This is a genomic window from Rhodococcus sp. W8901 (assembly GCF_013348805.1).
Classification (GTDB): Bacteria; Actinomycetota; Actinomycetes; order Mycobacteriales; family Mycobacteriaceae; genus Prescottella.
On the sequence record NZ_CP054690.1, the window covers coordinates 1,076,699 to 1,090,647 of the forward strand.

General features: G+C 68.7%; 14 protein-coding genes. 9 read left to right on the forward strand and 5 right to left on the reverse strand.

The genetic code is table 11. The features are described 5' to 3' along the window. Positions 1 to 2,118 (forward strand): S9 family peptidase, encoded by a 2,118-nt coding sequence (locus HUN07_RS05065; protein ID WP_174908304.1) that lies wholly within the window; start codon positions 1 to 3, stop codon positions 2,116 to 2,118. 204 nt (positions 2,119 to 2,322) lie between these two features. Here HUN07_RS05065 and HUN07_RS05070 read toward each other — a convergent pair whose 3' ends face one another. Then, positions 2,323 to 3,024, reverse strand: coding sequence for a response regulator (locus tag HUN07_RS05070; protein ID WP_114720688.1), 702 nt, complete (start codon positions 3,022 to 3,024; stop codon positions 2,323 to 2,325). Then, positions 3,021 to 4,622 carry a sensor histidine kinase gene (locus HUN07_RS05075; protein WP_174914448.1) on the reverse strand — a complete coding sequence of 534 codons (1,602 nt, stop codon included), beginning with the start codon at positions 4,620 to 4,622 and terminating at the stop codon, positions 3,021 to 3,023. The genes HUN07_RS05070 and HUN07_RS05075 overlap by 4 nt, the downstream gene beginning before the upstream one ends. Positions 4,623 to 4,785: 163 nt before the next feature. Between HUN07_RS05075 and HUN07_RS05080 the strand changes: the two genes are divergently transcribed. The 3 genes from HUN07_RS05080 to HUN07_RS05090 all read left to right on the forward strand — a co-directional run bounded on the left by HUN07_RS05080 (position 4,786) and on the right by HUN07_RS05090 (position 7,607). Next, the gene (locus HUN07_RS05080) at positions 4,786 to 6,216 is read left to right on the forward strand and encodes a cation:dicarboxylate symporter family transporter (RefSeq protein ID WP_254622803.1); all 1,431 of its coding nucleotides are present in this window, start codon (positions 4,786 to 4,788) and stop codon (positions 6,214 to 6,216) included. 86 nt (positions 6,217 to 6,302) lie between these two features. After that, positions 6,303 to 6,797 (forward strand): glutathione peroxidase, encoded by a 495-nt coding sequence (locus HUN07_RS05085; protein ID WP_174908305.1) that lies wholly within the window; start codon positions 6,303 to 6,305, stop codon positions 6,795 to 6,797. A 105-nt stretch (positions 6,798 to 6,902) separates the two neighbouring features. Beyond that, the gene (locus HUN07_RS05090; protein WP_114720693.1) at positions 6,903 to 7,607 is read left to right on the forward strand and encodes a DUF2334 domain-containing protein; all 705 of its coding nucleotides are present in this window, start codon (positions 6,903 to 6,905) and stop codon (positions 7,605 to 7,607) included. A gap of 4 nt (positions 7,608 to 7,611) precedes the next feature. On the opposite strand, the gene HUN07_RS05095 is transcribed toward HUN07_RS05090, so the two are convergent. Together HUN07_RS05095 and HUN07_RS05100 are read right to left on the reverse strand one after the other, a co-directional pair. After that, the gene (locus HUN07_RS05095; RefSeq protein ID WP_174908307.1) at positions 7,612 to 8,655 is read right to left on the reverse strand and encodes an alpha/beta hydrolase; all 1,044 of its coding nucleotides are present in this window, start codon (positions 8,653 to 8,655) and stop codon (positions 7,612 to 7,614) included. 196 nt (positions 8,656 to 8,851) lie between these two features. Then, a complete protein-coding gene (locus HUN07_RS05100) occupies positions 8,852 to 9,499 on the reverse strand; it encodes an MBL fold metallo-hydrolase (protein ID WP_114720698.1) in 648 nt (215 codons plus the stop codon). A gap of 141 nt (positions 9,500 to 9,640) precedes the next feature. Here HUN07_RS05100 and purS point away from each other — a divergent pair, with 141 nt between their 5' ends. The 4 genes from purS to HUN07_RS05120 all read left to right on the forward strand — a co-directional run bounded on the left by purS (position 9,641) and on the right by HUN07_RS05120 (position 12,489). Then, the gene (purS, locus tag HUN07_RS05105; RefSeq protein WP_114720701.1) at positions 9,641 to 9,877 is read left to right on the forward strand and encodes a phosphoribosylformylglycinamidine synthase subunit PurS; all 237 of its coding nucleotides are present in this window, start codon (positions 9,641 to 9,643) and stop codon (positions 9,875 to 9,877) included. Continuing rightward, positions 9,874 to 10,551 (forward strand): phosphoribosylformylglycinamidine synthase subunit PurQ, encoded by a 678-nt coding sequence (gene purQ / locus HUN07_RS05110; protein ID WP_174908309.1) that lies wholly within the window; start codon positions 9,874 to 9,876, stop codon positions 10,549 to 10,551. The genes purS and purQ overlap by 4 nt, the downstream gene beginning before the upstream one ends. A 116-nt stretch (positions 10,552 to 10,667) precedes the next feature. After that, a complete protein-coding gene (locus tag HUN07_RS05115) occupies positions 10,668 to 11,744 on the forward strand; it encodes an NAD(P)H-dependent amine dehydrogenase family protein (protein ID WP_114720706.1) in 1,077 nt (358 codons plus the stop codon). Between the two features lie 265 nt (positions 11,745 to 12,009). Continuing rightward, positions 12,010 to 12,489, forward strand: a complete 480-nt coding sequence (locus tag HUN07_RS05120; protein ID WP_114720709.1) for a carboxymuconolactone decarboxylase family protein — start codon at positions 12,010 to 12,012, stop codon at positions 12,487 to 12,489. 32 nt (positions 12,490 to 12,521) lie between these two features. On the opposite strand, the gene HUN07_RS05125 is transcribed toward HUN07_RS05120, so the two are convergent. Continuing rightward, positions 12,522 to 13,469 carry a Dyp-type peroxidase gene (locus tag HUN07_RS05125; protein WP_429517605.1) on the reverse strand — a complete coding sequence of 316 codons (948 nt, stop codon included), beginning with the start codon at positions 13,467 to 13,469 and terminating at the stop codon, positions 12,522 to 12,524. A 118-nt stretch (positions 13,470 to 13,587) separates the two neighbouring features. Between HUN07_RS05125 and HUN07_RS05130 the strand changes: the two genes are divergently transcribed. After that, positions 13,588 to 13,938, forward strand: a complete 351-nt coding sequence (locus HUN07_RS05130; protein WP_114720712.1) for a VOC family protein — start codon at positions 13,588 to 13,590, stop codon at positions 13,936 to 13,938. Positions 13,939 to 13,949: the final 11 nt, after the last annotated feature.

A 13,949-nucleotide genomic window follows, 5' to 3' on the forward strand; every position in this document is an offset into this window, starting at 1 on the left:
ATGAGCGCGCTGACTCCGCCGGTCGCCAAGCGGGTGCCGCTCGAGCGGACCCATCACGGGGACACGTTCGTGGACCACTACGAGTGGCTGCGGGCCAAGGAGGACCCGGAGGTCATCGAGTACCTCGAGGCGGAGAACGCGTACACCGCGCAGCAGCTCGAGCATCTGGAGCCGTTGCGGGAGAAGGTGTTCCAGGAGATCAAGTCGCGGACGCAGGAGACCGACATGTCGGTCCCGACGCGGCTGGGCAACTGGTGGTACTACGCGCGCACCGCCGAGGGCAAGCAGTACGGCGTCAACTGCCGGTGCCCCATCTCGGGACCGGACGACTGGACGCCGCCGGAGCTGTCGGCCGACACCGCGATGCCGGGCGAGCAGGTGCTGCTCGACGGCAACATCGAGGCGGAGGGCCACGAGTTCTTCTCCGTCGGCGCGTTCTCGGTCAGCCACGACGGCACGCTGCTGGCGTACTCGGTGGACGTCATCGGTGACGAGCGCTACACGCTGCGGTTCAAGAATCTCGAGACCGGTGAGCTGCTCGCCGACGAGATCCCGAACACCGCACCCGGTGCGACGTGGGCCATCGACCACCAGCACATCTTCTACCTGACGGTCGACGAGTCGTGGCGTCCCGACACTGTGTGGCGCCACAAGCTCGGCACCACACAGGACCAGGACGTCCAGGTCTTCCACGAACCGGACGAGCGGTACTGGGTGGCGGTCGGGTCCACGCGCAGCGAGAAGTACCTGATGATCTGGCTCGGGTCCAAGGTGACCACCGAGGGCTGGATCCTCGAGTCGGCGAACCCCGAGGGCGAGTTCCGGGTGATCCTGCCGCGCCGCGAGGGTGTCGAGTACTCGGCCGAGCACGCGGTGATCGCCGGCGAGGACCGCTTCCTGATCCTGCACAACGACGTGGTCGACGGCGAGAAGGCCGAGAACTTCGTGTTGGCGCAGGCCCCGGTGTCGGAGCCCGGTGCGATGGAGATCCTGATCCCGCACCGCCACGACGTCCGACTCGAGGACATCGACACGTTCGCCGACCACCTGGTGCTCAGCTACCGGCGGGACGTGCTGACGCGCCTGGCGATCTGGCCGCTCACCGCGGACGGCTACGGCTACCTGGTCGAGATGGAGTTCGACGAGGAACTGTTCTCGGTGGGGCTCGGCTCCAACCCGGAATGGGACCAGCCGATGCTGCGCCTGGGGTACACCTCGTTCATCACACCCTCCCGTGTGTACGACTACGAACTGGCGACCGGCGCGCTGCTGCTGCGCAAGTCGCAGCCCGTGCTCGGCGGGTTCGATCCCGCCGACTACGAGCAGCACCGCGAGTGGGCCATCGCCGAGGACGGCACCCGCATCCCGCTGTCGATCGTGCGGCGCAAGGGAATCGGTGGCGACCCCGCGCCGACACTGCTGTACGGGTACGGCTCGTACGAGGCCAGCATGGACCCGGCGTTCTCGGTGGCACGGCTGTCGCTGCTCGACCGCGGCATGGTGTTCGCGGTCGCGCACGTGCGCGGCGGCGGCGAGATGGGTCGGCACTGGTACGAGAACGGCAAGACGCTCACGAAGAAGAACACCTTCACCGACTTCGTCGCGTGCGCACGACATCTCGTCGACGAGGGGCGTACGACACCGGCGCAGTTGGTCGCCGACGGGGGCAGCGCGGGCGGCCTGCTGATGGGCGCGGTCGCGAATCTCGCGCCCGAGTTGTTCGCCGGCATCCTCGCCAACGTGCCGTTCGTCGATCCGCTCACCTCGATCCTGGACCCGGACCTGCCGCTGACGGTGATCGAGTGGGACGAGTGGGGCAACCCGCTCGAGGATCCGCAGGTGTACGAGTACATGCGGTCCTACAGCCCGTACGAGAACGTCGCCGCCAAGGAGTACCCGGCGATCCTCGCGATCACGAGCATCAACGACACCCGTGTGCTGTACGTGGAGCCCGCGAAATGGGTTGCCGCGCTGCGTGCGACGAAGTCGGGTGAGGCGCCGTTGCTGCTCAAGACCGAGATGAGTGCCGGTCACGGGGGCGTCAGCGGACGCTACGAGAAGTGGAAGGAAGTTGCCTTCGAGTACGCGTGGGTGCTCGACACCGCGGGCGCGGCGTAGAGCTTCTTCCGAGGCGAGGGGCGTGGGCACCGACGGTGCCCACGCCCCTCGTTCGTTCAGGCCGGGACGGGTCTGCTGTACGCAGCCCCTGCGGTGGGTGCGGTACGGGGCTCGCTCACCAGCGGCTGGACCGGCTCCGTCCGGTGGTCGGGCCACGCTGCTCTTCACGGTGCTGCGGCAGCTGCGGCGCTTCGACGAGCACGCTCAGCCGGTGGTGGCGACCCAGGCGTAGCGCACCTGGGGTCGTCCAGCCTTGCCGTACTCGGTCTCCCGGCCCACCGCACCGTCGTCGGCGAGCCGTTCGAGGTAACGCCACGCGGTCACCCGGGACACCCCCACAGCCGCGGCGACCTCCGCCGCGGTCAACGGGCGGCCGGCGTCGCGGACGCACGCGCCGATGAGGTCCGCAGTCTGCGGTGCAACACCTTTCGGTGCAGTTGCGCGCTCGTCGGCGCTGCGCAGCACCGCCATCGCGCGGTCGATGTCGCGCTGGCTGGCGGCGGTACCGCCCCGCGACATCGTGGCCCGGAACTCGCGGTAGTGCTCGAGCTTGTCGCGCAGCGCGGCGAACGTGAACGGCTTGAGCAGGTACAGCAGCACGCCGCGGGTGACCGCCGTCCGGACCACCGCGAGGTCGCGGGCCGAGGTGACGGCGATGATGTCGGGGCGGGGCCGCAGCCCGCTCAGCGCGTCCGCCAGATCGAGTCCGTTGGCGTCGGGCAGTCCGATGTCGAGCAGGACGAGATCGATCGGGTCGTCGCCGGCCGCGGCACCCGCGACCGCCCGCATCGCCGCGTTCGCGGTATGGGCGACGGAGTGGACCGAGAAGCCCTCGACCCGTTCGACATACGAGCGGTGCGCCTCCGCGATCAACGGCTCGTCCTCCACGATCAGGACGCGGATCATCGGGTGCCGTCCCGTCGACCCGGCGTGTGCAGGGGAATCTCGACGACGAGCATTCCGGCCAGCGACGGCTCGGTGCGCAGACGGCCGCCGTGCCGGGCCACCACCTGCGCCACCAGCGCCAGGCCCAGTCCGCGTTGCATCGCCGGGCGGCCGTCGACCTGCTTGGTCGAGTATCCGCGGGTCATGGCTCGTGTCAGCGCGTCCGGATCCATCCCCGGCCCGCTGTCGGCGACGCGGATCACCAGGTTCGAATCCTCCTCCGCGACGGTCACTTCCACCCACGGGGCGGTCTCGTCGGTCTCGGTCGAGCGGGCCGCGTCGATCGCGTTGTCGATCAGGTTCCCCACCACGGTCACCATCTCCAGCGGCGTCAGCATGGTCAGCGGACCCATGGCTGTGTCCTCGGTGACCGTCAGTTCCACACCCTGCTGCGCGGCCTCGGTGACTTTCCCCAGCAGCAGCGCCGCCAGCGCCGGTTCGTGCACCGCCGCGATGAGCCGGTCGATCAGCTGCTGCGACGTCGCCAACTCGGCCGTGGTGAACGCGACCGCCTCGTCGTGGTGGCCCAGCTCCACCATCGTCACGATCGTGTGCAGCCGGTTCGCGTACTCGTGGGCCTGGGCGCGAAGGGACTCGGCGACGCTGCGTGTCGAGTCCAGCTCACCCAGCGCGTTCTGCAGGTCGGTGTGGTCGCGCAGGGTCACGACCGTGCCGATGCGTCTGCCGTCCCACAGCACGGGTGCCCGTCCCACCACCAGGATGCGGTCGGCGGTCACGTGCACCTCGTCGTGTTCCTCGTCGGCGTCCGGTCCGATGCGGCGGAGGGTCTCGGGCAGTTGGTCGACGGTGATCGGACCGTCCGGCAGCCACAGCAGCCGGCGGGCCTCGTCGTTGACGACGTCCACGCGAACCCTCCCGTCGCGGTCCCGTCCGAACACGATCAGCCCCTCGCCGATCGAGCGGAGCACCGCGTCGTGATGCTCGTACATCCGGCGCAACTGGTCGGGGTCCAGGCCCAGGGTCTGTCGTCGGATCCGGTTGCTGACCAGGGTCGCGCCGATCGCGGCGATCCCGACGGCGATCGCGGAGATCCTCAGCAGCGACGGCAGGCTGTTCGCGAACTGCTGGCCGATCCGCTCGCGGGTGACACCCACGGAGACAAGACCGACGATCTCGTCGCCGTCGCGGACCGGGGTCACCGCGCGAATCGACGGGCCGAGCGACCCCGTATAAGTCTCGGTGAACGTCTCCCCGGCCAGTGCGCGATCGATGTGACCCCCGAAACGTTGCCCGATCAGTGTCGGATCGGGGTGGGTGTACCGGGTGCCGTCCGGTGCCATCACCACGATGAAGTCGGTGTCCGTCGCCGCCCGGATGCGTTCGGCCTCGGGCTGCAGCAGTGCGGTGGGATCCGGACTGCGCAGCGCCGCGATCGTCGACGCCGACAACGCGTAGGTCTCTGCGATACCGGTCACCTCCCGACGGCTGGCGTCGTCGGAATCACGTCGCTCGTCGAGTGCGATGAGCACCGAGAGCGCGGCAATGACCAGCGTCAACACGACGAGCTGCAAGATCAGCAGTCGCGTCGCGACGCTCATGGGCTTGCGGGTCACGCCCCGGCGCACCTCGGTCCTCTCGTGAAACTAATGAACACAACCTTCACCGGTGCTCGGATCGGTACCAACATTCTCTGACGAGTCGACGTGACCCCGATCACCTGTATCGACTCGTCGAGAATCCACCCGATCAAGAGGACACCCGATGAGCACGAGTGCAACAGGGAGACCCGGCGCAGCGCAACCCGCCCGGGACAAGAAGTCACGTGACCGCACCCACTGGCTGTACGCCGGTGTCGTCGTCGCGGTTATCGCCGGCATCCTCGTCGGCTGGCTGGCACCCGAGGCGGGCAAGTCTCTCGGCGTGCTCGGCACGATGTTCGTGAGCCTGATCAAGATGATGATCAGCCCCGTCATCTTCTGCACCATCGTCCTTGGCATCGGGTCGGTGCGTGCGGCCGCGAGTGTCGGCAAGGTCGGCGGTCTCGCGCTCGCGTACTTCATCGGTATGTCCACCGTCGCCCTCGGGATCGGCTTGGTGGTCGGCAACCTGCTCAGCCCCGGCAGCGGCCTCGACATCACCGCCACCGCGAACACCGGTGCGGCCCTCGCCGAGAAGGCTCATGCGTCCGGCGGCACGATGGACTTCGTCGCGTCGGTCATCCCGACGTCGTTGCTGTCGTCGCTCACCGAGGGCAGCGTCCTGCAGACCTTGTTCGTCGCGCTGCTCGTCGGGTTCGGCGTGCAGGCGATGGGCAAGCAGGGCGCGCCGATCCTGCGCGGCGTCGGCCACGTGCAGAAGCTCGTGTTCAAGATCCTGTCCATGATCCTGTGGCTCGCGCCGATCGGTGCGTTCGGTGCGATCGCGAACGTCGTGGGGCAGACCGGACTCGGCGCCGTCGTCCAACTCGGCGCGCTCATGCTCGGCTTCTACCTGACGTGCCTGATCTTCGTCTTCGGCGTGCTCGGCAGCATCCTGCGCGCCGTCGCCGGGGTCTCGATCTTCAAGCTCGTGCGCTACCTGGCGCGGGAGTACCTGCTGATCTTCGCGACCTCGTCGTCGGAATCGGCCCTGCCGCGGCTCATCGCGAAGATGGAACACATCGGCGTCGAGCGCACCACCGTCGGTGTCGTCGTGCCCACCGGCTACTCGTTCAACCTCGACGGGACCGCGATCTATCTGACGATGGCGTCGATCTTCATCGCCGACGCGATGGGGAAGCCGCTGTCGCTGACCGAGCAGCTCTCGCTGCTGGTTTTCATGATCATCGCATCGAAGGGCGCCGCCGGAGTGAGCGGTGCGGGACTGGCGACCCTCGCCGGCGGCCTGCAGAGCCACCGCCCCGAACTGCTCGACGGCGTCGGCCTGATCGTCGGCATCGACCGGTTCATGTCCGAGGCCCGCGCGGTCACCAACTTCTCCGGCAACGCCGTCGCGACGCTGCTGGTCGGCACGTGGACCAAGTCCGTCGACACCGATCGGGTCCGGGCCGTCCTGGCGGGTGAGCTGCCGTTCGACGAGGACAGCATGGTCGACGACGATGGGCCCGACGAGCCGCAGTCGGCTCCGGTGGAGGGGCAGGTGCATTCCACGCCGATACCCGCTCCCGACAAGCGAGAGTTGGCGAGCGCCTGATGTTCGTGGGACGGATGGCATTTCCGACGCAGGGTGCCCGCGCGTGGCCGAAGCACGAGTCCGAGGCCTTCGCTAGGTTGGTGCACATGACGAGCCCCCTGCAGAACATCACGATCAACACCCTCGGTGGTGTGCCGACCAGCCTCGGTGAGTACGGCGGCCGCGCGGTCCTCCTGGTGAACGTGGCCTCCAAGTGCGGCCTGACCCCGCAGTACACGGCCCTCGAGAAGCTGGCCTCGGGGTACGCGGAGCGCGGCCTCACCGTGATCGGCGTGCCGTGCAACCAGTTCATGGGCCAGGAGCCGGGCACGCCGGAGGAGATCGCGAGCTTCTGCTCCACCACCTACGGCGTCACCTTCCCGCTGACGGAGAAGATCGAGGTCAACGGCGACAACCGGCACCCGCTGTACGCCGAGCTCACCCAGGCCGCGGACGCCGACGGCGAGGCCGGCGACATCCAGTGGAACTTCGAGAAGTTCCTGATCGCCCCCGACGGCACCGTCGCCAACCGGTTCCGTCCGCGCACCGAGCCCGACGCCCCCGAGGTGATCGCGGCGATCGAGGCCGTGCTGCCCCGCTAGGTCTGTCCCCCTCAGGACACCCGACGGCGCCCACACGCACATTCGACCACCGAATGTGTGCGTGGGCGCCGTCCGGCGTTCACCTGCAGCTGCCACCCTCGATGCATGACCGGACAGGTGATCGTGTCGGTGTCGGGGATCAGGGACGAGACGCTCGACGTCGTCGCCGAGTTCGCGGCGGAACTGGACCGCAGATCCGTGCCGCTGTCGCTGCTGGTCGCGCCGCGGCTCAAGGACAAGTACCGACTGGTCTCGGACTCGCTCACGCAGGAATGGCTTCGCGGCCGGCGCGACCGTGGTGACGCGATCGTCCTGCACGGCTACGACCAGGCCGCCACCAAACGCCGGCGGGCCGAATTCGCGCTGCTGCCCGAGCACGAGGCACGGCTGCGGTTGCTGGCCGCGGATCGGGTGCTCGAGGAGGTGGGGCTGCGGACGCGGTTGTTCGCGGCGCCGCGCTGGGTGGCCTCGCCCGGTGCCGTCGCGGTCCTGCCGACCAACGGTTTCCGGCTGCTCGCCGGGATGAGCGCGGTCCGAGACCTCGCGAACGGGACCAGCGTGCGCAGCCACGTGATCGGTCTCGGCGACGGCTTCCGCGCCGAGCCGTGGCGGTGCCGCGCCATGGTGCTCGGCGCGTCCCGCGGCGCCCGGCGGGGACGCCTCGTCCGGCTGGCGGTCTCCGCGAAGCAGTTGGGCAAGGTCGGGCCCCGGCAGGCCGTGCTGGACGCCGTCGACCTGTCGTTGCACCACGGCGCCCGGCCGGACGTGTACCGCTGGCCGCTGCGCGAGGGCGTGCGCGAGGTGGCGTGAGGCGTCAGATCCCCATCGACCGGGCGATCATCGGCCAGTTGTTGTGGAGGTCGTCCTGCCAGTACCCCCACGAGTGGGTGCCGCCCGGCTTGAAATCGAACGTGGCCGGGATGTTCAACTGCGCGAGACGATTCGCGAGGTTGTGGGTGCAGTAGTTGGTGGCCGCCTCGATCACACCACCGACGATCATCTGGTTGGCCAGTGCGATCGGCCGGCCGTCGATGCCGGGCCCGTCCAACGTCTCGTGGTGGCCGGGCAGTCCGGAGCCGGTGGTGATGTAGAGCTCGGTTCCGCGCAGACCTTCGGCGTTGACGACGGGATCGTTGTCGATCCACCCCTGCCCGTCGAGGGGGCCCCACATGTTGGTGATGTCGACGCCGCCGCGCACGCCGGTGACCACCTTGATGGCGTTCTGGCCCGCCCAAGTGCTGGTCTCGGCGCAGCCGCTGTACGAGCCGACGCTCTTGTAGAAGCCGGGCTTGGCGATCGCGTAGTTGAGCACCGAGGTCGCGGTCATCGAGATCGCGGCGATCGACTGCACCCGGTTGGTGTCGAAGGCCTCGTCGATGACCGGCGGCAGTTCCTCGAGCATGAAGGTCTGCCACTTCTGGCGACCGAGTTTCGGATCGTCCTTCACCCAGTCGGTGTAGTAGCTGAACGCACCCTCGAGTGGGGTGACGACGTTGACGTTCTTGTCCTCGAAGAAGTTCATGACATCGGTCTGCCGCTGCCAGGTGGCCCGGTCCTCACCGCCGCCGGTGCCGTTGACGAGGTAGAGCGTCGGGCGCGGCTGACTGGTGTCGGCGGGGAGGATGACCTCGAGTGGGATGTTGCGATCCATCGCAGCCGAGTACACCGAGATGGTGACCTTGCGGTCGGAGTTCTTCGTGGTGCTCACCAGGTAGGGAGCCGAGACGTCCGATGCGGCTGCGGTCTTGACCGAGGTGTCGCCACCGGCGGACGCCGTCGCCGGTACCGCAAGCAGTGAAGCGGACACGACCGCCGCGGCGGCCAGGACGCGGGCGCATCCGAGCGTCGAAGTCCCCATGCGAATTTCCTCCCCTGAGAGCCGAATTCGCCGTGCATCACGAAAGTGCCCACGGCCGGTAGTCCACCGAGATGCCGAACGTCCCCCTGAGCGCGGCATTCGTGCAGCACAGTACCGACGGACAAGCCCCGGGTGTCCCGATCGGAGATACCGGTTCGAGATTCACCCGGGGCTTCACACCATGGCGACCGACGCCTCAGGACACCTCGACGCTCGACTCCTCGGGCAGGACGCGGAATTCGGTTCCGCCCGGGCCCATTTCGGTGAGCCGCCCGTAGTAGATGCCGCGGGCCTCCTTCGCGATCACACCCTGATGGATCGGGACCGCGACCCGCGGGTGCACCGCGCGCAGGTAGTCGACGGACTCGGAGATCTTGAGCCACGGCGCCGCCGCCGGCACCGCGAGAACGTCGACCTTCTGCTCGGGGACGAACAGCGAGTCGCCCGGGTGCATCAGCTTGGCCGGGTTCTCGGCGTCGCCGAGCAGGTACGCGGTGTTGTCGATCAACGGGATCTCCGGGTGGATCACCGCGTGGGTGCCACCGGTGCCGGTGACCTGCACCTCGCCGACGTTGAACACGTCGCCGGGATACACCGCGGTCCACGCCTCGCCCAGCAGCGCCGTCGTCTGCGGGTCGGCGTACAGCCCGGCGCCGGGATTCGCGTCGACCAGCGCGGGCAGCCGCGCCGGGTCGGCGTGATCGGGATGCTGATGGGTGATCAGGATGGCGTCGAGGCCCGTGATCCCTTCGAATCCATGCGAGAAGTTGCCCGGATCGAACAGGATCTTCGCGCCGTCGAGCTCCACCAGGACACAGGAATGGCCGAAGTGCGTCAGTCGCATGAGACGAGTATGCGGGATCACACCGGGCAGCGGGGTGGCGTCCGACGTTCACTCGATGCGGAGTCGCACGGGGCAGCCCGGTAAACTCCTGGATGCCCGGTGCGATCCCGGGCGCAAACCAGCCATAGCGAGGAGCAGCACGTGGCCCGTGTCGTTGTCGATGTCATGCCCAAGGCCGAAATTCTCGACCCGCAGGGGCAGGCCATTGTCGGGGCCCTGTCCCGACTCGGTCATGCCGGTGTGTCGGATGTTCGCCAGGGTAAGCGTTTCGAGCTCGAGGTCGACGACACCGTCAGCGACGACGAGCTCGCCAAGATCGCCGAGTCGCTGCTGGCGAACACGGTGATCGAGGACTGGAAGGTCACGCGAGTCCAGTGAGCGCGCGCATCGGAGTCATCACCTTCCCGGGCACGCTCGACGACGTCGACGCCGCCCGCGCAGTCCGCCTCGCCGGTGGCGAGGCCGTCAGCCTGTGGCACGGCGACGCCGACCTCAAGGGTGTCGACGCGGTCATCGTTCCTGGTGGCTTCTCCTACGGCGACTACCTGCGCTGCGGTGCCATCGCGCGCTTCGCGCCCGTCATGGGCGAGGTCGTCAAGGCTGCGGACGGCGGCATGCCGGTCCTCGGCATCTGCAACGGCTTCCAGGTGCTGTGCGAGGCGGGTCTCCTGCCGGGCGCACTGACCCGGAACGCGGGCCTGCACTTCATCTGCCGCGACCAGTGGCTCAAGGTCGAGTCCAACTCGACGGCGTGGTCGTCCCGCTACGAGGTCGGCGCCGAGATCCTCGTGCCGCTCAAGTCCGGTGAGGGCCGCTACCAGGCGTCCGAGCAGGTGCTCGACGAGCTCGAGAGCGAGGGCCGCGTCGTGTTCCGCTACGCCGGCGACAACCCGAACGGTTCGCAGCGCGGCATCGCCGGCATCGCATCGGCCAACGGTCGCGTCGTCGGCCTCATGCCGCACCCCGAGCACGCCACCGAGTCGCTGACCGGCCCGAGCGACGACGGCCTGGGCATGTTCTACTCCGCGCTCGAGAGCGTGCTGACGGCCTGAGCCGCCGACTTATCGAGACCTGAAGGGACCCTTCGGCCGCTGCGAGCGGACGAAGGGTCCCTTCGTCTGTGCGGAAGTGGGTACGCGAGTCGACCTGGTTCGCTAGCGTCCCGCGCATGATCACCACTGTCGTATGGGGCACCGGCAACGTCGGCCGCGCGGCGATCCGCGCGGTGCACGCCAACCCGCATCTGGAACTGTCCGCGGTCGTCGTGCACAACCCCGACAAGGTGGGACGCGACGCCGGCGAGTTGGGCGACGTCGGCGAGCAGCTCGGTGTCGCCGCGACCGCCGACATCGACGACGTGCTCGCGACTCGCCCCGGCGCGGTCGTCTACGCGGCATCCGGCGAGGTCCGGCCCGACGACGCACTCGCCGACATCGTCCGCGCGCTGCGCACCGGTGCGGTGGTGGTGACGCCGTCGCTGTACGCGCTCTACGACCACCGCAGCGCGCCGCCCGAGCTCCGTGACCCCGTGCTCGAGGCGATCCGGCTCGGCGGCGGGTCGCTGTTCGTCTCCGGGGTGGACCCGGGCTGGGGCAACGACGTGCTGCCGCTGCTGATCAGCGGGCTCGGTTCCACCGTGGATGTGATCCGCTGCCAGGAGATCTTCGACTACGCGGACTACGACCAGCCCGACTCGGTGCGCTACCTCGTCGGGATGGGCCAGCCGATGGACTACGAGCCGCCGATGATCGCGCCGACCGTCCCGACGATGGTGTGGGGCGGCCAGATCCGGCTGATGGCGCGGGCGCTCGGGCTCGAACTCGACAAGGTGGGCGAGACCGTCGAACGGCGCGCCCTCGAAACGGACGTCACGACCACGTCGATGGGGGACTTCTCCGCGGGCACCCAGGGCGCTCTGCGGTTCGAGGTGCAGGGCATCGTCGCCGGCATCCCGCGGATCATCGTCGAGCACGTCACCCGGATCCACCCGTCGTGCGCCCCGGACTGGCCGACGCCACCCGACGGCGGCGCCGGCGCGCACCGTGTGATCGTCGAGGGGCGGCCGCGGATCGAGGTCACCGTCGAGGCCACGGACGAGGGCGGCAGCCGCGCGGCCGGTGGCAACGCCACCGCCGTCGGGCGCCTGGTCAACGCGATCGACTGGCTCGTCGCGGCCGAGCCCGGCCTGTACGACGCCCTCGAGGTTCCGCTCCGTCCGTCTCCGTCGATGCTGCCGCGCCGCTGACCCGCCCCAGATCCACAGCGGGAACGTCAGGATCGACAGGCCCCACACCCACATCGACGCCCGCGGGTGGGACCGCATGTAGTGCACGACGGCCCGCAGGATCGCGCAGAACGCGAGCATGGAAAGTGCCGTCACCCGATCGGCCGTAGGGCCGTTGGTCCTCGTTCCGGCGGCGCCCGCCCGAATCCCGACGCAGTCCGGACTCGATTGCCGAGTGGTGAGAATCTGCACCACACGACGGCTTCGGCGGAGCACACTGGGCGCCATGAACATCGACATTCCAGAGGGCAAGGACCCGGTCGGCTACGTGTGGGGCGAGATGGTCCCCGGAATCGGGATCCCGGCCTCGAAATTCTCGCTGTCCGTGTACGCGAACTCGACGCTCGACCTGCGGGAGTTCGAGGCTGCCCGACTGCGGATCGCGCAGATCAACGGCTGCATCGTCTGCATGGACTGGCGCACCGAGCGCGACGGGCAGAAGGTGGAGGACGACTTCTTCGAGGCCGTCGAGAACTGGCGCACCACCGACGCCTTCGACGACCGTGTCCGGCTCGCCGCCGAGTACGCCGAGCGGTACGCGCTCGATCACCACAACCTCGACGACGAGTTCTGGGCGCGGATGAGTGCTCGGTACAGCCAGGCCGAGATCGTCGAGCTGTCGATGTGTCTGGGCTCCTGGATCGCGTTCGGCCGGCTCAACCACGTGCTGGGACTGGATACCGTCTGCGCGTTGCCGGGCAGCTGAGCCGGGTAAGACGGCCGGGTCAGACGGCCGGGTCAGAGGGCCGGGGTCGGCGGCAGCGCGTCGAGGAAGTCCTCGCTGGGTGCGAAGAACAGCGAACCGGTGACCGCCACCGAGAAGTCCAGCAGCCGATCGTAATTGCCGCGCGGGCTGCCGAGGAACATGTTCTCGAGCATCCGCTCGGTGATCGCGGGCGTTCGGCAGTAGCCGATGAAGAACGTGCCCATCTCGTCGCCGACCCGGCCGTACGGCATGTTGGCGCGCAGGATCTCGAGCGCGTTGCCGTCGTCGTCCTTGATCGCATTGAGGGCGACGTGCGAGTTGGCGGGCTTGACGTCGTCGGTCATCTCGACGTCGTCGGGCTTGCTGCGACCGATCACCCGCTCCTGCTCGTCGACCGGCAGCGCCTCCCAGTCGGCCATCGTGTGCACGTATCGCTGGATGTGCACGTACGAGCCGCCGGCGAACCCCGCGTCCTCCGCGCCGACGGTGACTGCCGCGACCGCCTGCTGTCCGCTGGGATTCTCGGTGCCGTCCACGAACCCGATGAGGTCGCGGTTCTCGAAGTACTGGAATCCGTGCACCTCGTCCACCACCGTGGCCGCGCCGTCGAGACGCTTGACGATCTGGTGGGCGAGCTCGAAACATGCGTCCGGCGTCTGGGCCCGGATGTGGAACAGCAGGTCGCCGGGGGTAGCGGGCGCGACGTGCTTGTCGCCGCGCAGTTCGACGAACTCGTGCAACTGCGCCGGCCGCGGCCCGGTGAACAGCCGGTTCCACGCAGCGGATCCGATCGCGACCACCAGTTCGAGGTTGGAGCCGGGAACCCGCAGGCCCACGGCACGACCCATCCCGGTGACATCGGTGAGTAGGTCCCGGACCGTTGCCTCCCCGCCGGGTGCCACGGTGGCGACGAGGAAGATCGCGGCAGGGGACAGCGGGGTGGCCACCGGCTGGGACTGGGGGAGGGACACGTCGTTCATCGGACTCCGGTTCGTGCGGCGCGGCCGCACGTGCGACTGCAGTCGATCTTGGGGGCGTGGCCAATCTAGCGTCTGCTTCCGACGGCCGAATGTCGGTCCCACGCGCTAACGTCCGGGCATGACGCTGACACTGGGCATGATCACGTTCGATTCGACGGATCCCGGGCCGCTCGCGCGCTGGTGGGCGGACCTGACGGGCGGCACGATCGAGGCGGAGAACGACGGCTGGTTCTACATGGTCGGGGTTCCCGGCTGGGGACAGAAGCTGGGATTCCAGAAGGTCGACGACCCGACCCCGGGCAAGAACCGGCTCCACATGGACATGACCTCTCCCGATCTGGACGCGGAGGTCGAGCGGGTAGTCGCGGCGGGCGCCACCGAGGTGCACCGGGAGAACATGGACGGCTTCCGGTGGGTGGTGTTCGCGGACCCGCAGGGCAACCAGTTCTGTGTCTCGGGAGCACACTGATCCGGGTACTG